Genomic DNA, 25049 nt, shown 5'->3' with positions numbered 1-25049 from the left:
GATGACGGCGACGCGCAGCATCACCTTCGTGTGGCTCTTCCTGGCGGCCATCACCGTGGCCTCCTGGTGGCTGGCGCCGGGACACGCGGCCGGGGCAGCGCAACCGAGCGTCCCGATCACCGTCACGGTGGTTCTCCTCGGCTTCGTGAAGGGCCGGATGATCCTCCGCTACTTCATGGAGGTCCGGTCGGCGCCGAGGTGGTTGAGACTCGCGACGGACGGTTGGCTGACGGCGCTGTGGGCGGCGGTGCTGGCGATCTACCTGTGGTGACCCCAGCGTCCAATCCGGTCCGACGCCGAAAACTGTGTTCTAAAATGCAGAAATGGCATTTCCGCCGATAGGCCGCGCCTACCGCGGTGCGGCCATCGCGTGCGCGCTGCTGGCCGGAGCGCTCGGGCCCGCCGCGCTCGCCCACGCCCAACCCGCTCCGCCGCCCCCGCCTCCCGGACCGCCCCTGCACCACGTCAAGTACACCGTCACCACGCAGGAGCCGTACTTCGCCGACATCTACTACCGCGAACGGGATCCGGACAACTTCGCCGACTACAGCCACAACCCCTACGAGTTCTCACCCAAGGCCGAGGCGCAGCTGGGTCCCGACCAGCCGTGGATCAAGGAGGTGTGGCTCGCCGATCCGTACCACTGGGCGATGGTGACGGCGACCCGCGGGCTCGACCCGATCAATCCGATGTTCAGCTGCACCCTCGAGGTCGACGGCGCGGTGGTGGCCACCAACGAGGGGCCGAAGGGCGCGCTTTGCTCGATCCGTCACTTCTGAGCGGTCGCCGCCACGCCGTTCTCGCCGGCCGGTTCGGGCTCTCCCTCGAGTTCCCGCAGCCAGGCTTCGATGAACGACAGCGTCTCGGCGTGACCGGTCGACATCCCGAGCGCCTGTTCCATGACCAGCACCCGCGACAGACTGGTGGCGAAGACCGCCCATACCACCGGCGGCACCGCGGTGACGTCCACCCCGTAGCGCTTCAGCGCCTCGGTCAGCGCCGCGCGTTCGGCCTCCCGATAGCGCTCTCCGTAGCGAGCCACCTCCGCGCGCAGTTCCGGGCGGTGACTGGCCAGCGCTGCGAATTCCACGCTGAAGGTGGCGGTGCTCGGATCGGCGTCGTAGCGCCACAGCGACCAGAGCGGCTGCGGAGATCGCAGGGCGTGCTCGAGTGTTTCGAGCCCCTCGTCGGCGCGCCGGCGGAACACCGCGAGATACAGCTCGTCCATCGTGCGGAAGTAGTAGTGCACCAGCTGCGGTTTGAGCTCGGCCTTCTCGGCCACCCGCCGCGACGTCACCGCCGCGTACCCCTCCTCGAGCATCAGCCGCTCGGCGGCATCGAGGAGCACGGTCCGGTTCTTCGCGTCCGGCGCCCCGATCCGTCGCGCAGTGGTCATACCGCTCCGTCACCTTTCACACAACGTCGAGGTCGGCGCCGGGCCGTGCCGAACCGACGCGCCGATCGTAGCCGCGCGTCCTTGACCCTGACCTTAGCGCCATGCTAAGCAGGTGCTCAGCACTTTGGTGGCGCAGCTCACGTTCAGCCGCCGGGAACGACATCAACCGCCGCACATCACGCGCCGACATTGGAGGGCTTGCGGACCATGACCACGGAATTCGACTCGATCGACTACTTCACCGATCCGTCGTTGGTGCCGGACCCCCACCCGTACTTCGATCACCTGCGGGCCAAGGGCACCGCGTGCTGTCCGATCAACAACAACGTCCTTGCCGTCACCGGCTGGGAGGAGTCCAACACCGTCTACAAGGACGCCGTCAACTATTCGTCGTGTGTGGCGGTCGCCGGGCCGTTCACCCCGCTGCCATTCGTGCCCGAGGGTGACGACATCTGCGCTCAGCTCGAGGAGCACCGCACCGAGATCCCGATGTACGAGCACATGGTCACCATGGATCCGCCGAATCACACCGACGCCCGGTCCCTGCTGAGCCGGCTGTTGACCCCCAAGCGGCTCAAGGAGAACGAGGACTTCATGTGGCGGCTGGCCGACCGCCACATCGACGAGTTCATCGGTCAGGGCCGCTGCGAGTTCCTGGCGTCCTACGGACGTCCGTTCTCCCTGCTGGTCGTCGCGGACCTCCTGGGCGTCCCCGAAGAGGACCATGAGGAGTTCCGCGCGGCGTTCGGCGCGCAGTTGCCCGGCACGAACATCGGTGGGCTCGACCATGAGCCGATCGCCGCCAATCCGCTGGAGTGGGCGGACGAGAAGTTCAGTCACTACATCGAGGACCGCCGCAAGAACCCGCGGGACGACGTCCTGACCGGGCTGGCCACCGCGCTCTACCCGGACGGGTCGACGCCCGCCGTCGTGGACGTCGTACGCACCGCCACGTTCCTGTTCGGCGCCGGCCAGGAGACGACCGCCAAGCTGCTGTCGGCGACGATGCGTGTGCTCGGCGACCGGCCAGACATCCAGCAGCAGCTCCGGGAGGACCGCAGCAAGATCCCGACGTTCATCGAGGAGTGTCTGCGGATGGACGCCCCGGTGAAGAGCGTGTTCCGGATGGCGCGCAAAAGCACCACCCTTGGTGACACGCCGGTGCCCGCGGGAACGACGGTCATGGTGAGTCCCGGTGCGGCGAACCGGGATCCGCGCCGCTTCGACAATCCGCATGAGTTCCAGCTGGACCGCAAGAACGTGCGCGAGCACATCGCGTTCAGTCGCGGTATCCACTCCTGCCCGGGCGCCCCGCTTGCGCGCGTCGAGGGCCGGGTCTCGATCGAGCGGCTGCTGGATCGGTTGAGCGACATCAGGATCGATGAGGAGAAGCACGGACCGCTCGGCGATCGCCGATACGACTACGAGCCGACCTTCATCCTGCGCGGGCTGACCGAGATCAACATCGAGTTCACGCCGGCCGGCTGACGGCGGCGCCGCCAGGATGGGTGGCTCGACGCGCTAGTCACCGCGATCCCAGTACGAACGGCCATTCTTCGACGTGCAGAACAGGTACAAACCGTCCGGCGCCTGCGCGACCTTGTTCTCATAGCCGGTGCAACCCGCGTTCAGCTCTTTGATGCCCACCATCGGCGGTGAGCGGAAGTACCGCGGCTCATAGCGGCGCGGTGAACCACAGAAGACCAGCCGGCCCTCCCGCGTCGACGCGCCCGCGACCGCCGTGGCGAAGACATAGTAGGAGGTATCACTGCACGGGGCACCGAGCACGACCCCGCCCTTGATGCCGGGCGTGCAGTACGCGTCGTTGCAGAAAGTCGGCTGCGCCTCGGCCCGTGGCGCCGCCACGGAACCCGGCGCGGACACCAGTCCGGCACCGACCAGGGTGGCCACAGCTACGGCGGGCAGACGCATGGTCTCACCTTCCCACAGACGGAAACGGAATTCTCAAAAAGGGAGAGTGTACGTCTGATAGCCTGCGGATATGCACGCGTCCGCGCTGAATTCGGCTCTGGCAAGCGCGGCGGCCATGATCGCCGCAGGACTCACCGTAGCTACCCCCGCCCACGCCGACGATCCGAGCTCGTGGGGCCTCAACGGCGTCTACGACGCCCTCTCCAACGGCGAATGGGCCAAGCGCAACGACAGCTACTACGACGTGCCCACCGTGCACCAGACCTGGACCATCAACACACAGTGCTCGAGTCCGATGGACTGCGCGGGCACGGTGACGAGTAGCGACGGCTGGTCTGCGCCCATCTACACCACCAATGGCGTCTACTACGTCAAGCGCGTCGTCGTGGGCTGGGTGCCCTGCCCGGACGGTTCCAAGGCCGATGGGCTGCAGGTATTCCGTTTCCAGCCCACCGAGCCGGACACCGGCTTCGTCGCCACCGACGATGAACGACTGCTCACCGGCGAGGACCACACCATCGGTCCCAGTGGCGCCTGCGGCCGCAGCGCCAACATGGACATCCGCATGCCGTTCCGGGCAGTGCTGGTCTCCTGACCCGCTCGACCGCCGATCCGGCTTAGGCCCTCGCCGCCCGCTCACTTGGGCAGCAGGTCCTGCCACGTCTTGGCCGGCGCCACCAGATTCGACTGCCGGTAGGTCTCGCCGTCCGGCCCCACGTACTCACCGGTTCGCGGGTTGTACTTCGCAAAAGACACTGCCGGCCCACCGGATACGTTGCCCCCGAACGCACTCGGCGCAAAGCCGGCCTCCCCCGGCGCCTGCCCCATCGGCACCGGCGCGGTCGGCGGCAGTGCGACAGGGGGCGGCGCGGCGCCCGGCGCGATCGGTACCCCGTTGAGCGAATTGCCGGGCGGGGGTGGCGGGGCGACCGGCGCCGGCGGGGCCGACTCCGCCGGTGCGGGTCCGGGCGCGATCGGCGCGGTGAGCGGCGAAGGTGGCGCTCCGCCGCCGCCCGGTGGCAGCGGGGTGCCCTGCAGCGGCCCGTAGATGTTCTCGTCCAGGGTGACCCGGTCATCCGGCGGCACGCCCTGCGAGATCAGGTTCGGGTCGAACGGATAGGGGCCGGTCACGTGCTGGCGCTGCGCCAGCGGCTCGAACGGCTTGTCGCTGTCGCAGATCTCGACGGTCGGCGCCCGCTTGCCAGGGTGCTCGACGCAGGGATAGTTGCGTGCACCGCGCACCGCGATGGGCGAGTCCTGCGGCAGCTTGCAGTACAGCCCCTCGGGAGTGTCGACGATCGATTCGTCCGCTGGGCTGCGCCACTGCGAGGGCGGCAGGAAGCCGACCGTGCATGGCGGTGGGTCCGACACGGTGATGGAGAAGTCGCCGTTGGGGATTCCGGTCGGATTGTTGCCGGGTGCGATCGATTGAGTGAAGGAAACGAACGGCGGCAGCAGCACCAGCAGCTGCTCGAGCGACGCGTTGTAGGTGACCGCGATCTGAGTGAGGGTGCTCAGATTCGCCAGCAGGATCGGCAGCGTCGGCTTCAGCTGGTTCAGCAGCGCCGATGTCTCGTCGGCGAAAGCGGGCCCGTTCCGCAGGAGCGTCCTGATCTGCGGATCGTTGGTGGCCACCTGGTCGGTGATGCCGGCCAGGCTGCGCGCCCACGTCTTGATCGCGTCGGTGGTCTGGGCCTGCGAGTCGAGCAGCGGCCCGGCGTCGTCGATCAGTGCCCGCATCTGTGGCGAGACCGAATTGGCGTCGTTGCTCACCTTTGCGGCCGAGTCGAGCAGCGACCCGAAGTCGTAGTCCGCACCGTCGAGCCCTGCGTATGTCTCATCCAGCAGCGCGCTCAACCGGTCCTTCGGGATGCTGGCGACTAGCTCGTTGACCTGATCGAGCATCGGCCCGACGGCTTGGGGAATCGTGGTGTCGCCCATCGCGATCACCGATCCGTTCCGCAGGAAGGGGCCGGAGTCCGTCCGCGGACGCAGGTCGAGGTACTGCTCGCCGACCGCGGAGACGCTGCGCACCTCGGCCTCCAGATCCGCCGGGATCTTGGGTGAGGTGTCCAGCGTGAGGACCGCTTCGGCGCCCTTCTCGGTCAGGTTGACCGCCGTGACCTTGCCGACCTGCACACCGCGGTAGGTCACATTGCTGAAGCGGTACAGGCCGCCGCTGGCGGGCAGTTCGACCGTGACGTGGATGCGTCCCAGCCCCAGCAACGTCGGCAGCTGCATGTAGGAGAACACCATCACCGCCACGCCGACGATCGATGCCACCAGGAAGATGACGAGCTGGGTCTTGATGAAACGGGTGAGCATCAGCCGCCACCTCCGGGCGCGGACGGGGCCGGCACAGTCTGCGAGGCAGGTCCGTTCGCGGGATACGGCCCCGCGAAGATCTGGTCGCCCGAAGCCGGCGCCACCGGGACGGGGCCACCCGGTACCGGGTTGAGCACCGGCGGGGACACCGGCACGATCGGTTGGGTGACCGGCGGCATCGGCGGCGCCTCGGGCACCGGACCGGAGTACTCGGTGACCGGCGCACCCATGTTCGCCTGGTCGACCGGCACCTCCTCGGGCGGTGGCGGCGGGGGGTTCACCCCGAGGTTCAGCGGCTCCAAAGTGTAATTGTAGTAGTACGGATCACCTGGCGCAGGAACGAGTTTCGCACCCTCCTGCTCCCACCGGGTGCCCAGGAACAACGTACGCTTCAACCGCGGAATGGTCAGGTCGATGGTGGCGAACAGGTTGTAGTAGTCACCCCGGATACCGCGGTCGATGAACGATTGGGTGTACGGGAAGATCGTCGCGTAACCCAGCACCTTGTTCAGATCGGGCCCGACATCGGCGAGTGACTTGAGCGCCGGCTCCAGGTTCTGCAGATTCTTGACCAGGTCGTTCTTCGTGTCATTGGCCAATCCCGCTGCGGTCTGGCCGAATTCGCCCAACTTGCTCAGCGCCGTCGTCAGCGTCGGACGCTCCTTGATCAGCACGTCCAGCGCCGGTGGGATCTCGCGCAGCGCGCGGGTGATGACGTCGCGCTGCCCGGCGAAGGTGGCACCCAACCGGTTCAACGCCTCGATCGAGGCGATGATGTCATCGCGTTGGGCATCGAGGGTGCCGACAAACCGATCCAGCCGGCCGAGCAGTTCGCGCGCGTCGCCCTCCCGCCCGCTCAGCGCGATGTTGAAGTTGTGGATGATGTCACCGAGCTGCCCGAGGCCGCCACCGTTGACAACCACCGACAGCGACGACAACGTCTGTTCGGTCGACGGATAGCTCATCGACCGGCTCAGCGGAATCGTGGTGTTCGGAGCGAGCCGCCCCTGCGGCTCCTCTCCCAGCGGCGGGTTGAGCGCCAGGTGCATCGAGCCCAGCAGGCTGGTCTGCCCCACCGTCGCCACGGCGTTCGCCGGCACCACGACGTCGGGCTGCACCGATACCTCGACCACGGCGTGCCAGTCCTGGACCGTCATCTTCCCGACGCTGCCGACGGCTACGTCGTCGATGAGGACCGGTGAATTCGATTCCAGCGTGCCGACGTTGGCCACCTCGACACGGTAGGTGACCGCGTCGGGGCCGCGGCCGTCGGCGCCCGGCAGCGGCAGTGAGTTGACGCCCTGGAACGAGCATCCCGTCACCGACGCCACCACACACGAGCCCACAACGACGAATGTGCGAGACCAGCTGTGCCACCTCATCCTCATCACGGTGTGCCTCCGGGCGGCGGTGCCGCTTCGGCGGGCAGCGGCGCCCCGGGCGGGGCGGGCGCGGCGCCGGGAGCCGGCGGCGGCAGGTGATCGACCGGCGGAGCCAACGGGGTGCCTGGCGCTCCCGGCGGCGGCAGCCCGGGCACCGACGCCGGCGGCAACAGCAGCTGATCCGACGTCGTGGGCACGTTCGGCGGCACGATGGCGGGCGCACCGGGAAGCAGTTGCTGCGCGCCGGGGGCCGGTTCGCCGGGCAGCCGTCCGGTGTACGGCTGCGGCGGCAGACCCGGCGCCGGATACGGATTGCCCTGGAATCCGGTATAGGCCGACGTGGCAGGCGGCGGTTCGGGCGGTTGCACGGGCCCGCGCCCGTCGGTGGGCCGCAAGCGCTCCTCGGAGTACTCGATGTCCTGGGGGCTGGCCGAGGGCATCAGGTACAGGTTGAGTGGCACCGGAACATAGTTGAAGTTGATCAGGCGCAGGGCGGGCCCGAGGTATTGCGCGCAGAGCTTGGCGGTCTCGGGGGCGGTGGTGTTCTCGATCGACCCGATCGCCGAGCAGATGAGCTGCACCGGGCTGGAGAAGTTGTTGATCACGAACGCGCCGAGCGCACTTCCCGTCGTCGGGTTGTAGATGTTGTAGCCGTTGGCGAACGCGTTCGGCGCCACATGCAGCACGTTGAGCAGATTCGTCTTGTTGTCGACCAGGTTCTGGGTGACGTTGCCCAGGCGCTGCACCTGTTCGGCCGTCTGGTTGCGGCTGCCCGCGACAAACCGCTGCACCTCGCCGACGGCCACCGACAGGTCATTGAGCGCCGCGTCGAGATCCGACCGGTTTCCGTCCACGACGCTGGTCAGGGTGGCCAGCCGGTTCTCGAACGCCACGATCTGTGCGCTGCTGTCGCGCAGGGCCGTCACGAAAGTCTGCAGGTTCTTGATGATGTCGACGATGTCGCCGCTGCCATTGGCGAGAATGCGCCCGACGCCGGACAGCTGAGCCAGTGTCTCGCGCAACTTCTTCCCGTTGCCGTCCATCGCGCTGGCCGCACTGTCGATGAAGCGGGCGACCGACGTGTCCGACACTCCCGCTTTGGGTCCCAGCTCCGATGCCAGCCGCATGAGCTGGTCCTTGACCTCGTCCCACTCCACCGGGACCGCGGTGCGGTCCAGCGGGATCACCGCCCCGTCGCCCAGCGTCGGCCCGGACGTCCGGTACGCCGGCGTCAGCTGGACATAGCGTGCCGCCACCAGATTCTGGGCGACGATGACGGCCTTGGCATCGGCCGGGATCGGCACCCCGTGGTCTACCTCGAGCACCATCTTGGTCTGGGTGCCCTCGGGCTCGATCGACTCGATCTTGCCGACCTCGACGCCGGATACCCGGACCTCGTCCCCGGGGTAGATCGCGGTTGCCGTCGTGAAGTAGGCCGTGATCGTCTTCGGCCCGAAGAAGGTCTGGTGCACCAGGAACGTCACGCCGGCGAATAGCACGACGGTCAGCACCACCGCAGTGATGCTGACGAGCCGCTTACGGGTTGCCATCATCGGGAAGATCTCCTGGTATCGGAATCCCGTTGTAAGGGAAGGGAATCTCGGCGCGCGGTCCGGCGTCGTCCGGCGGCTGCCCGGCGTCCACCCCGCGGCGGAAGCCGAAGGCATAGTCGAAGAACGGCTGGGTCAGCTCGGAAATGGTCAGATTGGGCACGAAGGCGTTGTAGTAGGCGCCGCTGGCCACCGTCTCGCCCTGGGTGATCTGATAGTTCTTGAAGCCGACCAGCGTGGTGCTGATGTTGTCGCGCTGGCGCTCCAGCATCTCGGTCACCCGGTTGAGTCGCTCCAGCGTCGGCGCGAGCTCCGCCTCGTTGTCGGCGACCAGCTGGGTCAGCTGTTGGGACACCGCCGAGGTGTTGGCGAGCAGGTCGACGATCGCCTGCCGGCGGTCGTTGAGCACCGCGAGCAGGTCGTTCGCGTTGAGCAGCAAGGCGTTGACCTGAGAGCTGCGTTCCGAGAGGATTCCCGACACGTCGCCGGCCGTGCGGAGCAGATTGGCGAGGTTCTCGTTTCGGCTGTTGAGCGATTTCGACAGGCGGCTCAACCCGTCGAACGTCGGCCCCAGCTGCGGGGCGATCTGATCGATGGTCTCCGACAGCGTGTCCAGCGACTGGTTCAGCGACTCGGTGTTGGTCTCGGCGGTATTGGCCGCCAGGTCGCCGACCGCGTCGGTGAGCGAATAAGGAGACGAGGTGCGCGACACCGGGATCGGCGTCGAGGAGTCCAACGACCCGCTTCCCGCGGACTCCAGCGTGAGGACCCGCTCGCCCAACAGGGTGCCGGTGCGGATGTGGGCAGTGGTCTGCGAGCCGAGGCGGTAGCGGCCGGCGATCGTGAAGTCGACCAGCGCATCGCCGTTCTGCAACCCGATCCCGCTGACCGATCCGACCTTGATACCCGAGAGCGTCACGTCGTTGCCCACGACCAGGCCGCCCGCCTCGGAGAAGAGCGCCTGATAGCGAATGGCCGTCGCCCACTGGGCGAGCTTGTCCGGCGACAAGCCGACGGCGATGACCAGCATCGCAAGCACGACACCGATGAATCCGGCTTTGACGAGATGGGTTCCGCGGTACTTCAGCATCAGGGCTCCATGCACCTTCCGGATTCCTGCTTGATCCAGGGGAACACCGCGGTGCGGCCCTCCAGATCGGTGACGCGCAGCGACAGTCCGCAGATGTAGTACATGATCCAACTGCCGTAGGCGCCGAGCCGGCGCAGCTTCTTGTAGTTGTCCGGCGCCTTGTTCAGCGCGGTCTCCAGGCTTGCCTTGTCGGAGTCCAGCAGCACTGCCAGCCGGTTGAGCTGATCGACGCTGCCGGCCAGCGGCGGCCGCGCCTCGTCGAGTAGGTCGGCGATCGATGCGGTGCCGTTGTCCAGAGAGGTGATGGCCTCACCGATCGGATCCCGGTCGGCGGACAATCCGCTCACCAGCTGTTCGAGGCGGTCCACCGTGCCGGAGAACCGCTCGCCGTCTCTGGAGAGCGTGTCGATGGTGGTGTTCAGGTTGTCGATGAGCTGTTCGACCACCTGCCCGTTGTCGGCCAGGGCGTTGGTGAACGAGGAGGTCTTGGACAGTAGCGAGTCGAGCGTGCCGCCCTGCCCCTGGAAGATCTGGATGAGAGACCCGGTGAGTGCGTTGACATCCTGCGGATTGAGGCCCTGGATGACGGGCTTGAGGCCCCCGAGCAGCAGATCGAGGTCGAGAGCCGGTTGGGTGCGCTCGACCGGGATCTGCGCGCCCTTACCCAGGAGCCGTGTCGAGCCCGGCGCGTCGCTGAGTTCCAGATAGCGGTCGCCGACCAGGTTGAGGTACCGGACCGCTGCGGTGGTGCCCGTCGTCAGCGCCACCGACCGGTCGGTGTCGAATTCGACCAGCACCGTGTTGTCGTCGCGCAGACTCACCGAGTCGACGGTGCCGACCCGGATGCCGGCCACCCGGACCGAATCGCCGGATTTCAGCCGCGACGCATCCTTGAAAACCGCCGAATAACCCTCGGTCGACCCGCCGCGGTACTCGCCAAAGACCATGAACAGGAAGCCGGTCAACACGAGCATGATGACGGCGAACGAGCCGATCTTGGCCAGGGTCTTGGGCAGGCTGCTCATCCGGGCTGTCCGATCTGCGAGGTGTTGCGCGGTGGCCCGGCGATGGGTCCGAACAACAGCTGCTTGAGGCCGTCCGAGTTCAGCAGGATGCCCTGATTCCCGTATTTCCAGGGATTGGTACCGGTGTCGGTCACGAGGTAGGGCGGCCGGGATTCGAACGGCAGCTTGGGCAGACCCTGGCTTTTGCAGTGCGGTCCGCCGGTCGCCGCGACCTTGGGCAGATCCGTGGGATACCGATAGCGTTCGACGCCCATGGTGAAGCTGACGTTCACCGCGACGCCGGGATCGGCGGCCGGCGGCTGCTTCAGCTGCACGAGCATCCCGAGCAGGCTGCAGGTGATGCCCTCGTTGTACTCGTTGAGCAGGTCGGTGGTCGGCGTCAGCTGGTGCACCACGTCGGTCAGCGCCGCCCGGTTGCTGCTCACCACGTCGTTGCCGATGTCCGCCAGGCCGATGCCGCTGATCAGGAACGCGTCGAGCTCCTGCTGCTGGTCGACGACCGTCTGGCTCAATCGAGTGGTGTTCTCGAACGTCCGCATCAGATCCGGCGCCGCGTCGGCATAGGCGGTGAACACCGGTGTCGAGTACTCGACGTCGCGCGTGAGGTTGGGCAGACTCGGTTCGATCTCGGCGAGGAACGCGTTGAAGTCGGTCAGCGTCTGGCCGATCTTCTCGCCGCGGCCGTTGAACGCGTTGGCGATCGCGCCGAGCGTCTCGTTCAGCTTCTGCGGCTCGATGCTGGTCAGCACCGAATTCAGCTGCTGGAACACGGTGTTGATCTCGACGGTGACGTGGTCGCCCTGCAGAATCTGGCCGGCCCGCAGCGGCTCCGACGAGGGGTCGACGGGCGCAGCGAGCTGCACGAACTTCGCGCCGAACACCGTCGATGACGCGATGTCGACCTCGACGTTGCCGGGAATCAGCCTCATCTGATCGGGGTTCATTGCCAGCGTGAGCTCGGCGGTGCCGTCGGGGCGGTAGGCGATGTTGTCGACGCGGCCGACCTCGACGCCCCGCATCTGCACCTTCGCGTCCGGGTTCATCACCAAACCGGCCCGCTGGGAGATCACCGTCACCGGAACGGTGGGGGTGAAGCTGCCCCGGAACAGGGCGACGGCAAGGACGAGGACCAAGACCAGAACCGCCAGGGTAGCGAGCCCGGTGACGGGGCGAATATAACTGCGCGACAACGGAACTCCTATCCCGACAGGTTGAAGTTGCCGTTGGAGCCGTAGACGGACAGCGAGACCAGCAGGGTGACCGACACCACGATGATCAACGACGTACGCACGGCGTTGCCCACAGCCACGCCCACCCCCGACGGCCCGCCGGCGGCGAAGTAGCCGAAGTACGTGTGCACCAACAGAATCGTGATGGCCATCAACACCGCTTGCAGGAATGACCACAGCAGGTCGATCGGATTGAGGAAGGTGTCGAAGTAGTGGTCGTAGAGGCCGCCGGACTGGCCGAAGATCACAGTGGTGGTGAATTGGCTGGCCACGAAAGACAGGATTACCGCGATCGAGTACAGCGGTGTGATCGCGAGCATCCCCGCCACGATGCGGGTGCTCACCAGGTACTCGATCGGCGGGATACCCATCGACTCGAGCGCGTCGACCTCCTCGTTGATCCGCATGGCACCCAGCTGGGCGGTGACGCCCGCACCGAAGGTGGCGGCCAGCCCGATGCCGGCGACCACCGGCGCGAGGATGCGCACGTTGATGAAGGCGGCGAGGAAGCCGGTCAGCGCCTCGATCCCGATGTTGCCCAGCGAGCTGTACCCCTGGACGGCCAAGGTGCCACCGGCGGCGAGAGTGAAGAAGCCGACGATCACGACGGTGCCGCCGATCATCGCCAGCGTTCCAGCACCCATGGAGATCTCCGCGACCAACCGGATGATCTCCTTGCGGAAGTGAACCGCGGCGTGCGGCGTTCCGCGGAGCGCCCGCAGATAGAAGAGCGTGTGGTCGCCGAGACGGCCGAGGAAGTCGACCGGCCGCCCCGCGTAGCGCACCGCCCGTGGGAAGCGGGACTTGAGGATCGTGGTGGTACCCATGCCGCCCCGCCTAGCCCGTCGTCATCCGGATGCCGATGGCCGTGACGATCACGTTGATCGCGAACAACGCCATGAATGCGTACACCACGGTCTCGTTGACGGCGTTGCCGACCGCTTTCGCGCCGCCACCGGTGATGTTCAGTCCGCGATAGCAGGCCACCAGACCTGCGATCAGACCGAACAGGGCGGCCTTCACACACGAGATGACGACCTCGGGCACGCCGGTGAGCAGGGTGATGCCGGCCGCGAACGCCCCGGGGTTGACGTCCTGGATGAAGACCGAGAACGTGTAGCCGCCGAGGATTCCGATGATCACCACCAGGCTGTTGAGTAACAGCGCGACCAGTCCTGAGGCGAGCATGCGCGGTGTGACCAGGCGTTGCACCGGATTGATGCCGAGCACCTCCATGGCGTCGATCTCCTCGCGGATGGTGCGCGAACCGAGGTCCGCGCACATCGCCGTAGCGCCCGCGCCGGCGACGATGAGCACGGTCACCAGCGGGCCCACCTGGGTGACCGCACCGAACGCCGCGCCCGCGCCGGAAAGGTCGGCCGCTCCGAGTTCGCGCAGCAGGATGTTGAGGGTGAAGCTCACCAGCACGGTGAACGGAATGGCCACCAGCACCGTGGGCGCCAGGGACACCTTCGCGACGAACCAGGACTGCTCGAGGAACTCCCGCCACTGGAAGGGTCGCCGGAAGACGAACCGGACGGCGTCGAGCGACATCGAGAACAGACCCCCGACAGCCTGCATCGGCTTGCTGCCGCGGCCCAGCGAGATGCCGGCCGACCACCTATCGGCCATCGGTCCCACTCCCCTCGAGAATCGTGACCGCCGCGACCGCAGTCGGGCCGCCGACGTTGTGCGCCAAGCCGACCCGGGCACCGTCGACCTGATTGACCGCCTCACCGCGCAGCTGTCCGAACAACTCGACGCACTGCGCGACCCCCGTCGCGCCCGGCGGATGGCCCTTGGCCTTCAGGCCGCCGCTCGGGTTGACCGGCAGCGCGCCCCCGACGCTGGTCGCCTCCGTCTCGACCAGCTTGTAGGCGCCGAAGCGTTCGGCGAAGCCGAGATCCTCGTAGCTGATCAGCTCGATGCCGGTGAAGTAGTCGTGCACCTCGGCGACGTCGATGTCCGACGGCGTCATCCCCGCCATGGCGAACGCCCGCCGGGCCGCCCGCACAGTGGCCGGGAACGTCGTCATGTCCGGCTTGTGTTGATGCATCACTGCATCCAGGCCCAGTCCGACGCCGCGAATCCAGACGGGGCGATCGGTGAACCGGTCGACCACCTCGTGGCCGGCCAGGATCAGCGCCGCCGCGCCGTCGCTCTGCGGCGCACAGTCGTAGAAGCCGAACGGGTCGGCGACGATGGGCGCGCTGAGTGCCTGCTCGACGGTGATCTCGAAGCGCAGCCGGGCCTTCGGGTTGTTGACCGCGTGCCGGTGGTTCTTGACCGCGATCATCGCCAGGTGTTCACGGGTGGCCGGCGACTCGTGCAGATAACGGCGGACGTGCAGCGCAAAGCCGGCCGGCGCCACCAGCCCGAGCGGGTAATCCCAGGCCATGTCGCGCGCGGTGGTCTCCCACCCCCACAACATGTCCTTGGTCGCCACTTCGCGCAGCTTGTCCGCGCCCATCACCAGCGCCACGTCGACCGCACCGGAGGCGATCCCGTACACCGCGTTGCGTACGGCGTCATTGCCGGTGGCACAAGAATTCTCGATGTGGGTCACCGGACGGTCCGGCAAACCGAGGGTGTCGGCGAGCACACCGGAGGGAAATCCATCGGTCGTACCCATCGCACCGAACCAGACCGCGTCGATGTCGGATTTCGCCAGGCCCTTGTCCACGCTGGCGGCGCATTCGGCGAACGCGACGGGCAGCAGGTCCTTGATGCCGAGGGCGAAATGCTCGGCGAACGGCGTCATCCCCGCGCCGACGACCGCGACACTCCTCATGCGGCCGCGTCCGCATCCGCTGCCGCGGCGAACGGCTCGAAGGCATACCCGTAATCCGGAACACCTGAGCGGATGGCAATGCGGCGCAACACCATCCGGCCCCGGTCCCCGATCCGTACCGAACCGGGCTCGGCACCGGTCACCTTGACCAGCGCGCGCACGTCCACACCGTCGAGCTCGACGATCGCCAACGAGTAGGGCGATCGCAGACCGGGCACCGGGATCTGGACGGTCACCTCGGTGTACACGGTTCCGGTGCGGGGCAGGGGAACCAGCTCGTAGTCGGTGTCCAGGGTGCAGTCGGCACGCACCTGGTAGCGCGGCGGGTAATGCAGGGCGTCACTCCCGGCATGCCGGCCCGCCTCCCACCGCACCTTGGCCTCGAAGGCCCGCTCGTACGCGGCCAGGGAGATCGGTAGATCCGCACCCGGGGTGAGCGTGCCATCCGGAACCGGGCGGGCCGCGGGTTCGAGCCGTTTCACCTGAGCGTCGCCGTGTGCGACTGCGATACCCGACAAACTCGCCTGCTCGACGGCAACCAGTGGGCCGATGGTGTTCGACTCCGCGAGGCTCGCGAGGGCGAAGAGACCCGCACTCGCCCCGTCGGTCGGCAGCCGCGTCGGTGTGCCCGCGCACAGCTCGACGACCTTGTCGTGATCGACACCGGCGACCTGCACGGGGGTGTCCAGCCAGGCCGCCGACAGCGACGCCAGCAGACCCCGCTCGTGCAGCAGGCGGGGATCCCCGTAGTCGTGGACGACACCCACTGAGTTGCGGGTGCGCACCGGCAGACTGCGTGCGACGCGTGCCGCGGTCCGCACCTGCTTGCCGTGGTCGGAGGTCAGGATCGCCGCGGCCCCGGCTGGGTCGATGTCCACCCCGATGACGAGCGAGCGCGGACGCGCCGAGCTCACGGCGTCCAACGTCGCCGGCGCGCCGCCGAGGCGCTCGTCGACCTCGAGTTCGGGGTCCAGTCCGAGTCCGGCCAGCAGCACTGCGGCATTGCTGCTCTCGGTCAACGGCAGATCCCGGCTGACCAGCACCACCCGCTCGACCGAACCGCCGGCCGTCAGCGCCGCGCGACCGGCTTCGACGGCGAGGGTGATGGCGTCCTCGTCGTCGCCGGTGGTCCGGTGATGTGGTGTGCCCCAGCACGGGAGATAGGTCCCGATCGAAGCGATGAACGGCATGGGTGGGTCCTGTCAGGTGACGGCGCCGGCCGTCTTGAGCTCGATGATGCGGTCCCAGTCCAGTCCGAGTTCGACGAGGATGTCGTCGGTCTGCTCGGCGAAGCCGGGCGCCGGTCCGGCACTCGGCGCGGTGACGTCGAATTGCACCGGATTGGCCACGAGCTCGAGTTGGCCTGCCGTGACGAGGTATTCGTTGGCACGCACCTGGGAGTCCTGCGCCGCCTGCAGGGTGTCCTGCACCGGCGCCCACGGGCCGGCCAGCGTCGCGAAGCGCTCGCTCCACTCGGGCAGCGTTCGCTTCTGCATCGCCTGGGTGAGGATTTCGTTGGCAGTCGCGGTGTTCTCGGCGATCGACTCCGCCGTGGCGAAGCGCGGGTCATCGGCCAATTCGTCGAGGTCCATGTGCCTGCAGACGTCCGCCCAGAACTTGGTGGGCTGCATCATCACGAAGGAGATGTAGCGGTCGTCGGCGGTGGGATACAGCCCGACCAGCGGATTGAGCGGTGAACCCTGAGTGCCCGGAGGGAATGCCTCCATCCGCTGATTCAGGTGGTTGGTCAGTGCCACCGTGTGGCCCATCGACCACAGGCCGCTGCCCAGCAGCGAGACGTCGACGACCGACGGTTCGCCGGTGCGCTCGCGTTTGAGCAGGGCGGCCGCGATCCCCCCGGCCAGGTTGGTGCCGGAGATGGTGTCGCCGTAGGCCGGCCCGGGTGGGCCGATCATGCCCGGCATGTCGGGCGGGGTGATCGTGCGCGCCGTGCCCGCCCGGCACCAGAACGCCGTCATGTCATAGCCCCCCTTCACCGACTCCTCGCCGCGCGGTCCCAACGCGCTCCCCCTGGCATAGATGATGGACCGGTTGACCGCCCGGATGTCGTCGATATCAATCCCGAATTTCTTACGGTGTCCGGGCAGGAAGCTGGTCAGGAAGACGTCGGCGCGGCGCGCCAGTTCGAGCAACACCTCGCGGCCCTCGGGCACCGACATGTCCAGTCCGATGCTGCGTTTGCCGCGGTTGGCATGCTCGATGTTGGGGTTGGGGTCGCCCTCGACGCGCAACAGACCGGTCTGGCGCAGACCGCGCTGGGGATCTCCGGTGACCGCATGTTCGACCTTGATCACGTCGGCGCCCCATTCGCGGAGGACCGCACCGGCGGACGGGACGAATCCGTACATCGCGACCTCGAGGACCCGGATCCCCTCCAGCGGACCCGAGCTCATGAGCTGACCACCGTCGCGAACGTCTTCGACTCCAGGAACTCCTCGAGTCCGGCCGTGCCCATCTCCCGGCCGATCCCCGACTGCTTGTAGCCGCCGAACGGGGTGTCGGGGCTGAAGTAGTTACCGCCGTTGATCGAGAACGTGCCGGTCCGGATCCGCCGGGCCACGGCCACCGCCCGGTCCTCGCTGCCGAAAACGGCACCGGACAGGCCGTAGATCGAGTTGTTGGCGATGCGGACGGCGTCGTCGTCGTCGGTGTAGGTGATCACCACCAGCACCGGCCCGAACACCTCCTCCTGGGCGATCTCGCTGTCGGGGTCGACATCGGCCAGCAGCGTCGGCGTGTAGAAGTAGCCGGGTCCGACCTTTTCCCCACCGGTGACCAGCGTGGCGCCGGCCTCGACCGCGCGCTTGACCATGCCGTCGACCTTGTCCCGCTGCTTCTCGCTGATCAGCGGGCCCATGTAGGTCTTCGGATCGGCCGGATCGCCGTAACGAACCAGGCCGAAGTTGTTCTTGATCAGCTCGACGATCTGCTCCTTGTGCTGTGCGGGCACCAGCAATCGCGAGGTGAGCGCGCAGCCCTGTCCCGCATGGGTCACCATCGAGAACGCCGAGAACAAGGCCGCGGTGTTGAAGTCGGCGTCATCGAGCACGATCGCCGCGGACTTCCCGCCGAGCTCGAGGAACACCTTCTTCAGCGTCTCGCTGGCGGCGGCCATGATCCGCCGGCCCGTCGGAGTGGATCCGGTGAAGGTCACCATGTCCACGTCGGGGCTCGTGGTCAGCACGGCACCCACCTCGGGATCGGCTCCGGAGAGAATGTTGACGACCCCGTCCGGAATGTCGGTGTGGGCGGCGATCAACTCGCCGAGGGCCAGCGTGATCAGCGGCGTGTCGGGCGCCGCCTTGAGTACCACGGTGCAGCCGGCGGCCAGCGCCGGGGCGAGCTTGGCCAGCGCGAGTTGATTCGGATAGTTGTAGGCGATGATCGCGGCGACGACGCCGGCCGCCTCTTTCTCGACCCACCGGTGATGCTGCATGCCTCGGCTCTCGATGTTGCCGAGGTCCTCGGTCATCGGATAGGTGCGCAGCAGGTCGGCGTAGTAGCGCACGATGCCGATCGGCTGATCGAGTTGCGCGCCCTGACACAGCGCCTCGGTCGCGCCGACCTCGGCGATGGTCAGGGCGGCCAGCTCGGCCCGATGCTCGACGAGGGCGCTGTGCAGCTGGTCCAGGCAACGGATGCGCAGCTCGGTGTTGGTGGACCAATCCGTGTCGTCGAAGGCGCGGCGGGCGGCGGCGACCGCCGCTTCGGCGTCGGCGACCGAGGCGTCGGGGGCATGCCCCAGTACCTCGCCCGTGGCGGGATTCAGCGACGGATAGCTGCGCCGGGCACCGCGCAGTTCGCCGCCGATGAGCAGGCGACGGTCGACCGCCGGATCCGTGGACGCGGTGTCGGCCGGGGCTGGGTTGTCTGTCGCTGCGGGCGCCTGTCCCATCATCCTCCTTGATGTGATGGAAATTGCATTCTCATCAGAGGCGAATCATACATTCGACAGATGAGAACTCAACCAACCGGAGATCAGCTCGTCGTGGGCTCACGACACCGCTGTGGAGCATAGGACGGCGGTAGCGCGCCGCGGCTGAAATCTTGCAGAATCACGCGTAACGAGATTATCGTTCTCATATTCGGAAGGAAGATTCTTGATCCCTGGAACGGCCGCGATGCCGCCAACGGCGGAAGGTGCCAAGTGAAGAACGCAGTCGTCACCGGCGGTGGCTCGGGCATCGGGCTGGCCATCGTCGAACGCCTTCGCGCCGACGGACTACACGTCGCCACCATCGATCTCCACCCCGGCGACGACGAGTTCGGCCATGCCGCCGATGTCACCGATCGAGCGGCTGTCGATGCTGCCTTCACGGCGATCCGGGCTCAGCTGGGGCCGGTCAGCGTGCTGGTCAACGCCGCCGGCCTGGACTGCTTCAAGCGCTTCACCGATGTCTCCTTCGAGCGTTGGCAGAAGATCATCGACGTCAACCTCAACGGTGTCTTCCACACCATCCAGGCGGTGCTGCCCGAGATGATCGAGGCGGGCTGGGGCCGCATCGTCAACATTTCGTCGTCGAGCACCCACTCGGGCGCGCAGTTCATGACGCCCTACGTCGCCGCCAAGTCCGCGGTGAACGGTCTGACGAAATCGCTGGCCCTGGAGTACGGGGAGTACGGCATCACCGTCAACGCCGTCCCACCGGGTTTCATCGACACCCCGATGCTCCGGGCCGCCGCGGAGCGCGGCTACCTCGGTGACATCGAGAAGAACATCGCGGCCACGCCGGTGCGGCGCATGGGCAGACCCGAGGACATCGCTGCGGCGTGCTCCTTCCTGGTCTCCGAGGACGCCGGGTACATCACCGGTCAGATCCTCGGCGTCAACGGCGGCCGAAACACTTGATGGACAACCGGATATACGAGAGGACACGCTGTGGGAAACGCTGAGGGACGCGTCAAGGGAAAGGTCGCCTTCGTCACCGGCGCCGCACGCGGGCAGGGCCGCAGCCATGCGATCCGGTTGGCCGAGGAAGGTGCCGACATCATCGCCGTGGACATCTGCCGCGATATCGACAGCATCGGCTACCCGATGGCCACCCCCGAAGATCTCGAGGAGACAGCACAGTTCGTCGAGAAGACCGGGCAGCGCGCCTTTACCGCGCAGGCCGACGTGCGCGAAGCCGGCCAGCTGCGCGAAGCGTTGGAGAACGGCATGGCCGAGCTCGGCGACCGGCTCGACATCGTGGTCGCCCAGGCAGGTGTCGCCGGCATGAAGGGCAAACCACCGCTGCAGGCGTGGATCGACGTCATCAACACCAATCTGATCGGCACCATCAACGCCATTCAGGTCGCACTGCCACACCTCAAGGAGGGTGCATCGATCATCGCCACGGGATCCACCGCGGCCCTGATGGACACCAGCAAGAAGGACAACCCCGGCAACGACCCGGGCGGAATGGCCTACGTGCACTCCAAGCGGGCCCTGTCGAACTTCGTCCACGACCTCGCCACCGAGCTGACTGCGCGCGGTATCCGGGCCAATGTCGTGCACCCGACCAACTGCAACACCAACATGCTGCAGAGCGAACCGATGTACCGCTCGTTCCGGCCCGACCTCGAGCATCCGCAACAGGCCGACGCCGAGCCGGTGTTCTACGTCCAGCAGGCGATGAAGGTGCCGTGGGTGGAACCCGAGGACATCAGCAACGCCGTCTTGTGGCTGGCATCCGACGAGTCCCGCTTCGTCACCGGTGCGCAGTTGCGCATCGACGCCGGCGGATACCTCAAGTGGTACGACTACCAGAAGTGACGAATGTCGCGGCCCTACAACGCATCAGGTTCGCGAATCCACCTCGGGAGGGGCTGCAGCAGTGAAGGTCCGGGTAGACAGCCAGCGGTGCCAGGGGCACACGCTGTGCTCGATGATCGCGCCGGAGTCGTTCGAACTCGACGATGTCGACGGCACGGCGTCACCGGCCAACGACGTGGTGCCGGCGGATCAGGAGGACGCGGTGCGCGAAGCCGTGCACTCCTGCCCCGAACAGGCGATCTCGATCGACGACTGACCGCCGTCCGGGCGACCAGAGTGCAGAACGGAGAGGACATTTGAGCACCGTCGACGGCCTCCGCGGCGATCCGGCAGACAGCGAGCGCAAAAAGAATCGCTACCACTTCGACCGGCACACCCCGGAATACCGGATGCAGTTCGAGAAGATCACCGAGGAGATGCAGTCCAGATGCCCGATGGCGTGGACGGACGTCTACGACGGCCATTGGGTGGCCGCGGACAGTAAGCACGTCTTCGAGCTCGCCCGCTGTCCGGTGGTGTCCAACCATCACGACATCAGCGGTGAGACGCCCTTTCAAGGCATCACGATCCCGAAGGCCAGCCGCGCCACCGTCGTCCGCGGCGGCATCCTCGAGATGGACGAACCCGAACACAGCATCTACCGCGGTGCGCTGAATCCGTATCTGTCGCCCGCGGCGATCAAGCGCTGGGTGCCCTTCGTCGACGAGATCACCCGCGCTGCCCTCGACGAGCACATCGCCTCCGGCCACATCGACTTCGTCGAGCATCTGGCCAACGTCGTGCCCGCCGTGTTCACCCTGGCGATGATGGGCATCGACCTGAAGAAGTGGAACGTCTACAGCGAGCCGACCCACGCTTCGGTCTACACCCCCGAGCACGCCCCGGAACGCGAGAAGATCAACGAGCAACACCGTGAGATGGGCATCGACCTCATCACCAACATGATGGAGATCCGCGAGAACCCACGTCCCGGACTGGTCAACGCGCTGCTGCAGCTGCGGATCGACGGCGAACCCGCGCCAGACATGGAGATCCTGGGCAACCTGGGGCTGATCATCGGTGGCGGATTCGACACGACCACAGCGCTGACCGCTCACGCACTCGAATGGCTCGGCGAACATCCCGACCAGCGGGAGCGGCTCAGCTGTGAACGTGACACGCTCCTGCATCCCGCCACCGAGGAATTCCTGCGCTACTTCACCCCCGCCCCCGGGGACGGTCGAACGTTCGCCGAGGACGTCGAGGTCGAGGGCCATCGCTTCAAGCAGTTCGAGCGGTTGTGGCTGTCCTGGGCGATGGCCAACCGCGATCCCGCCGTCTTCGAGGACCCGAACGAGATCATTCTGGATCGGAAGGGCAATCGGCACTTCAGCTTCGGCATCGGGATGCACCGCTGCGTCGGCTCCAACGTCGCACGCACGGTGTTCAAGTCCATGCTCACCGCGGTGCTCGACCGGATGCCCGACTATGTCTGCGACCCCGAAGGCGCCGTGCACTACGACACCATCGGGGTGATCCAGGGCATGCGCAACCTGCCCGCCACGTTCACCCCGGGCCGACCCCTGGGCCCTGGGCTGGACGAGACGCTGGAGAAGCTGCAGCGCATCTGCGACGAGCAGGAACTGGCCCGGCCGATCACCGAGCGCAAGGACGTTGCGGTCATCCCCTGACGCCGCCGCCGCGTTGAGTTTGCTCACAGATCGTCCGAATCGCCAACCCCGCGATCTGTGGGCAGAGTCAACGCTCCGCGCGTTCGCTTCTGGCTGAGCCGCGTTTGTCGGAAGGACTATTTGGTAACAGTCCGGTTGTTAATCTCGACGTATTGATCACCGGGGTGAGTGCTGCCCGGAATGCGAGTCCGAGAACGTCGTCGAAAAGCTAGGGGAAAACACATGCGCAAGCTGTCGCGTACCACTTTGGCCGTCACGCTCGGCGGCTTCGCCGCGGCGCTGCCGATGTCCATGTTCGTCTCGGCGGGCGCTGCGTCCGCCCAGGATCTGAGCCCGATCGTCAACACCACCTGCAGCTACGAGCAGGTCGTCGCGGCGCTCAACGATCAGCAGCCCGCCCTGGCCAACCAGCTGGCGGCCCAGCCGACCAGCCAGGCCATGCTGCGCAGCTTCCTGGCCTCGCCGCCGCCGCAGCGCCAGGCCACGGCCACCCAGCTCGCCGGCTACCCGGGCGCGCAGTCGGTCATCGGGCCGCTGCTCGGCATCGCCGGTTCCTGCAACAACTACTGATCCGCGGTGTGCCGGGGTTGCCGCAGGGTGCTCACCCCCGCGGCAACCCCAGCACCTGTGTGGCGATGATGTTGCGCTGGATCTCCGACGTGCCGCCGGCGATGGTGCCCGAGAAGCTGCGGGCGTAGCGCTCGAACCAGCTGGCGAAGTAGTGGTCGAGATTCATGTGCTCGTACCGTCCGGTGGTCGACGGATGCACCAGCCCCGCTGAGCCGGCGGCGGTCAGAGCCGTGTCCGCGGCCCGCATCTCGGCCTCGGACCCGAACAGCTTGAGCACCGACACCGATGCGGTGTCCATCTCCCCGCGGGCCGCCCGCGACAACGCGACCGAACCCATGGCGCGCAGCGCGTGATAATCCATCACCGTCGACGCGTACTGATCGCGTTCGAGCTCGGAGTCCGGCCGGAAGTCGGCGATCATGTTGTCGATCCGGTCGGCGAAGCCCAGCCACATCATCGTGCGCTCGTGGCCCAGCGAGCCGTTGATGACCTTCCAGCCACCATTGAGCGGCCCGACCAGGTTCTCGCCGGGCACCCGCACGTCGGTGAAGAACACCTCGTTGAAGTCCTTGTTCTCCTCGCCGCACAGGTCGGCGAACGGGCGGCACACCACACCGGGCAGATCGGTCGGGATGATGAGCGCGCTGATGCCCTTGTGCTTGGGAGCGTCGGGATCGGTCCGCACGAACGCCAGCAGGAAGTCGGCGTCGTGGGCGCCCGAGGTCCACACCTTCTGACCGTTGACCACGAACTCATCCCCGTCGCGGGTGGCTCGGGTGCGCAGCGATGCGAGATCGGAGCCGGCACTCGGCTCGCTCATCCCGAGCGACGCCGTGCGCTCGCCACGCAGCACCGGCACCGCCCATCGATGCTTCTGTTCGTCGGAACCGAACGAGATCAGGGATGCCGCAACAATGTTCACCCCTTGCGGGTTGAAGCTGTGGTAGATCCGTCTGCGGCAGAGTTCGTCGAGGTGCACGAATGTCTGCAGGACATTGGCGTTGCGACCGCCGAACTCCGGCGGCTGAGCGGGCAGCAGCCAGCCGTTGTCGAACAGCAACCGCTGCCAGTCCCGCGCCCACTGCGGCATGTGTGACACCGACCGTGGCCGTTCCTGCGTGGCGGTCTCCGGCGGCAGGTGTTCGTCGAGGAACGCCGAGAACTCGGCCCGGAACTGCTCGACCTCGCTGTCAAAAGTCAGCTGCATGAAACTCCTCCGCGATGACGGCGCGATGTTCGGCGGCGCCACCGAGCAACAGCTCGCCGGCCTTGGCCCGCTTGAGTGCGAACTGCAGATCGTTCTCCCAGGTGAAGCCCATGGCGCCGAAGAGTTGCAGGCCGTGGCGGAACACCAGCGACTGGCACTCCCCCGCGGCCGCTTTGGCCATCCGGGCGGCCAGTCGCCGGCGCGGATCGTCGGCGGCGATCGTCAGCGCGGCGAAGTAGCACAGCGCGCGGGCACGTTCGGTCGCCACGTGCATGTCCACGGCCTTGTGCTGCACGGCCTGGAAGGACCCGATCGGCACGCCGAACTGCTGGCGCTGTTTGACGTGGTCCAGCGCCAGATCCAGGATGCGCTGGCAGGCGCCGACCATGGTGATCGCCATTCCGGTCAGGGCCAGGTGATGCGCGCGTTCGGTGTCGGTGGCCACCCGGTCGGCATCGGACACCACCGCCCCATCGAAGGACACCTCGCCGACGTGCAGCACCGGATCGAAGATCGGGCTGCGCCGGGTGCGGGCCGCCGTCGCCTCGACGACGAACACCCCGGCGTCGGTGACGACCGCCAGCCTTTCAGCGCGGTCGGCGTCGAGCACGAAGCGCGACGTTCCGTCGAGCACCCAGCCGTCGGCGACCCGGTGTGCCGTCACCCCGGAGTGGACCGCGGTGCCGGACTGCTGGGCGTCGTAGCGGTCGCCGGCCAGCGGTGCGTACTGGGTCAGGGTGGCCAGAAACGGTGTCGGGTCGGTCGCCCGGCCCATCTCCTCGAGCACGATGGCCAGTTCGACGGCGTTCTCGGGATCGCTGAGTTCGGTCCACCCGGCGTCGAGGTAGCCCTGCCACAGTGGCATCGGATCGGCCCCGTTCTCCGCGATGTCGCGTATCAGCGAGGCTGGACACTGTTTGGCGACCGCGTCGCGGACCGTCTCCTGCCACAACCGCTGGTCAGCATCGAACTCGAGCAGCATTGCGCGCCTCCTGGGTGCGATGTCCGGCGCGTGGGCTCCGGCCCCGCGCCCGAACGAGAATAGCATTCTCGATAAGCGGCGACAGATTCTCTTCGAGCGACGGACGGATTACCGGAGCCACCCG

The 25049-nt window shown here is 67.2% G+C and carries 25 protein-coding genes; 9 read left to right on the top strand and 16 right to left on the bottom strand.

Annotated elements, in window-relative coordinates:
* Position 1: 1 nt before the first annotated feature.
* On the top strand, positions 2–271 hold the full coding sequence (locus ACN27E_RS00610) for a cytochrome C oxidase subunit IV family protein (RefSeq protein WP_422746079.1): 270 nt from the start codon (positions 2–4) through the stop codon (positions 269–271).
* A gap of 52 nt (positions 272–323) precedes the next feature.
* The gene (locus tag ACN27E_RS00605; RefSeq protein ID WP_422746078.1) at positions 324–779 is read left to right on the top strand and encodes a hypothetical protein; all 456 of its coding nucleotides are present in this window, start codon (positions 324–326) and stop codon (positions 777–779) included.
* Here ACN27E_RS00605 and ACN27E_RS00600 read toward each other — a convergent pair.
* A complete protein-coding gene (locus tag ACN27E_RS00600; protein WP_422746076.1) occupies positions 770–1396 on the bottom strand; it encodes a TetR/AcrR family transcriptional regulator in 627 nt (208 codons plus the stop codon). The genes ACN27E_RS00605 and ACN27E_RS00600 overlap by 10 nt on opposite strands.
* A 207-nt stretch (positions 1397–1603) precedes the next feature.
* Between ACN27E_RS00600 and ACN27E_RS00595 the strand changes: the two genes are divergently transcribed.
* Positions 1604–2884 (top strand): cytochrome P450, encoded by a 1281-nt coding sequence (locus ACN27E_RS00595; RefSeq protein WP_422746074.1) that lies wholly within the window; start codon positions 1604–1606, stop codon positions 2882–2884.
* Positions 2885–2917: 33 nt separating this feature from the next.
* Here ACN27E_RS00595 and ACN27E_RS00590 read toward each other — a convergent pair whose 3' ends face one another.
* The gene (locus ACN27E_RS00590) at positions 2918–3328 is read right to left on the bottom strand and encodes a hypothetical protein (RefSeq protein WP_422746073.1); all 411 of its coding nucleotides are present in this window, start codon (positions 3326–3328) and stop codon (positions 2918–2920) included.
* Positions 3329–3398: 70 nt separating this feature from the next.
* Here ACN27E_RS00590 and ACN27E_RS00585 point away from each other — a divergent pair, with 70 nt between their 5' ends.
* A complete protein-coding gene (locus ACN27E_RS00585) occupies positions 3399–3923 on the top strand; it encodes a hypothetical protein (RefSeq protein WP_422746071.1) in 525 nt (174 codons plus the stop codon).
* 41 nt (positions 3924–3964) lie between these two features.
* Here the strand turns inward: ACN27E_RS00585 and ACN27E_RS00580 are convergent, their stop codons facing one another.
* The 12 genes from ACN27E_RS00580 to ACN27E_RS00525 are packed head-to-tail and all read right to left on the bottom strand — an operon-like array spanning position 3965 to position 18636.
* Positions 3965–5653, bottom strand: a complete 1689-nt coding sequence (locus ACN27E_RS00580) for an MCE family protein (protein WP_422746069.1) — start codon at positions 5651–5653, stop codon at positions 3965–3967.
* Complete coding sequence (locus ACN27E_RS00575; protein ID WP_422746067.1) at positions 5653–7035, bottom strand: MCE family protein; 1383 nt, start codon at positions 7033–7035, stop codon at positions 5653–5655. The genes ACN27E_RS00580 and ACN27E_RS00575 overlap by 1 nt, the downstream gene beginning before the upstream one ends.
* Positions 7036–7040: 5 nt before the next feature.
* Positions 7041–8588 (bottom strand): MCE family protein, encoded by a 1548-nt coding sequence (locus tag ACN27E_RS00570; protein ID WP_422746065.1) that lies wholly within the window; start codon positions 8586–8588, stop codon positions 7041–7043.
* Entirely contained in the window at positions 8572–9675 is a 1104-nt protein-coding gene (locus ACN27E_RS00565; RefSeq protein WP_422746064.1) for an MCE family protein, read from the bottom strand. Before ACN27E_RS00565 ends, ACN27E_RS00570 begins: the two co-directional genes overlap by 17 nt.
* Entirely contained in the window at positions 9675–10700 is a 1026-nt protein-coding gene (locus tag ACN27E_RS00560; RefSeq protein WP_422746062.1) for an MCE family protein, read from the bottom strand. Before ACN27E_RS00560 ends, ACN27E_RS00565 begins: the two co-directional genes overlap by 1 nt.
* Positions 10697–11890, bottom strand: a complete 1194-nt coding sequence (locus tag ACN27E_RS00555; RefSeq protein WP_422746060.1) for an MCE family protein — start codon at positions 11888–11890, stop codon at positions 10697–10699. Before ACN27E_RS00555 ends, ACN27E_RS00560 begins: the two co-directional genes overlap by 4 nt.
* Positions 11891–11898: 8 nt before the next feature.
* The gene (locus ACN27E_RS00550) at positions 11899–12756 is read right to left on the bottom strand and encodes an MlaE family ABC transporter permease (RefSeq protein WP_422746058.1); all 858 of its coding nucleotides are present in this window, start codon (positions 12754–12756) and stop codon (positions 11899–11901) included.
* A gap of 10 nt (positions 12757–12766) precedes the next feature.
* The gene (locus ACN27E_RS00545; protein WP_422746056.1) at positions 12767–13561 is read right to left on the bottom strand and encodes an MlaE family ABC transporter permease; all 795 of its coding nucleotides are present in this window, start codon (positions 13559–13561) and stop codon (positions 12767–12769) included.
* The gene (locus tag ACN27E_RS00540) at positions 13551–14720 is read right to left on the bottom strand and encodes a thiolase C-terminal domain-containing protein (RefSeq protein WP_422746054.1); all 1170 of its coding nucleotides are present in this window, start codon (positions 14718–14720) and stop codon (positions 13551–13553) included. The genes ACN27E_RS00545 and ACN27E_RS00540 overlap by 11 nt, the downstream gene beginning before the upstream one ends.
* Positions 14717–15910 (bottom strand): OB-fold domain-containing protein, encoded by a 1194-nt coding sequence (locus ACN27E_RS00535; RefSeq protein ID WP_422746052.1) that lies wholly within the window; start codon positions 15908–15910, stop codon positions 14717–14719. The genes ACN27E_RS00540 and ACN27E_RS00535 overlap by 4 nt, the downstream gene beginning before the upstream one ends.
* 12 nt (positions 15911–15922) lie before the next feature.
* Positions 15923–17134: a CaiB/BaiF CoA transferase family protein gene (locus ACN27E_RS00530; RefSeq protein ID WP_422746051.1), complete on the bottom strand. Its 1212-nt coding sequence runs from the start codon at positions 17132–17134 to the stop codon at positions 15923–15925.
* Positions 17131–18636 (bottom strand): aldehyde dehydrogenase family protein, encoded by a 1506-nt coding sequence (locus tag ACN27E_RS00525; RefSeq protein ID WP_422746049.1) that lies wholly within the window; start codon positions 18634–18636, stop codon positions 17131–17133. Before ACN27E_RS00525 ends, ACN27E_RS00530 begins: the two co-directional genes overlap by 4 nt.
* Before the next feature lie 252 nt (positions 18637–18888).
* On the opposite strand from ACN27E_RS00525, the gene ACN27E_RS00520 reads away from it, so the two are divergent.
* The 5 genes from ACN27E_RS00520 to ACN27E_RS00500 all read left to right on the top strand — a co-directional run bounded on the left by ACN27E_RS00520 (position 18889) and on the right by ACN27E_RS00500 (position 22736).
* Positions 18889–19590, top strand: coding sequence for an SDR family NAD(P)-dependent oxidoreductase (locus ACN27E_RS00520; RefSeq protein ID WP_422746048.1), 702 nt, complete (start codon positions 18889–18891; stop codon positions 19588–19590).
* A gap of 30 nt (positions 19591–19620) precedes the next feature.
* Positions 19621–20496 (top strand): mycofactocin-coupled SDR family oxidoreductase, encoded by an 876-nt coding sequence (locus ACN27E_RS00515; RefSeq protein WP_422746046.1) that lies wholly within the window; start codon positions 19621–19623, stop codon positions 20494–20496.
* 61 nt (positions 20497–20557) lie between these two features.
* Positions 20558–20752 (top strand): ferredoxin, encoded by a 195-nt coding sequence (locus ACN27E_RS00510; RefSeq protein WP_422746044.1) that lies wholly within the window; start codon positions 20558–20560, stop codon positions 20750–20752.
* 40 nt (positions 20753–20792) lie between these two features.
* Positions 20793–22166 carry a cytochrome P450 gene (locus tag ACN27E_RS00505; protein ID WP_422746043.1) on the top strand — a complete coding sequence of 458 codons (1374 nt, stop codon included), beginning with the start codon at positions 20793–20795 and terminating at the stop codon, positions 22164–22166.
* 222 nt (positions 22167–22388) lie between these two features.
* The gene (locus ACN27E_RS00500) at positions 22389–22736 is read left to right on the top strand and encodes a hemophore-related protein (RefSeq protein ID WP_422746041.1); all 348 of its coding nucleotides are present in this window, start codon (positions 22389–22391) and stop codon (positions 22734–22736) included.
* Positions 22737–22767: 31 nt separating this feature from the next.
* On the opposite strand, the gene ACN27E_RS00495 is transcribed toward ACN27E_RS00500, so the two are convergent.
* Together ACN27E_RS00495 and ACN27E_RS00490 are read right to left on the bottom strand one after the other, a co-directional pair.
* Positions 22768–23943, bottom strand: a complete 1176-nt coding sequence (locus ACN27E_RS00495) for an acyl-CoA dehydrogenase family protein (RefSeq protein WP_422746040.1) — start codon at positions 23941–23943, stop codon at positions 22768–22770.
* Positions 23927–24925, bottom strand: a complete 999-nt coding sequence (locus ACN27E_RS00490) for an acyl-CoA dehydrogenase family protein (protein ID WP_422746038.1) — start codon at positions 24923–24925, stop codon at positions 23927–23929. Before ACN27E_RS00490 ends, ACN27E_RS00495 begins: the two co-directional genes overlap by 17 nt.
* Positions 24926–25049 lie beyond the last annotated feature (124 nt).

Origin of the sequence: Mycobacterium sp. WMMD1722 (assembly GCF_049315205.1) — a bacterium.
Lineage (GTDB): Bacteria > Actinomycetota > Actinomycetes > Mycobacteriales > Mycobacteriaceae > Mycobacterium.
This window is presented reverse-complemented; position numbering and strand designations above follow the sequence as displayed.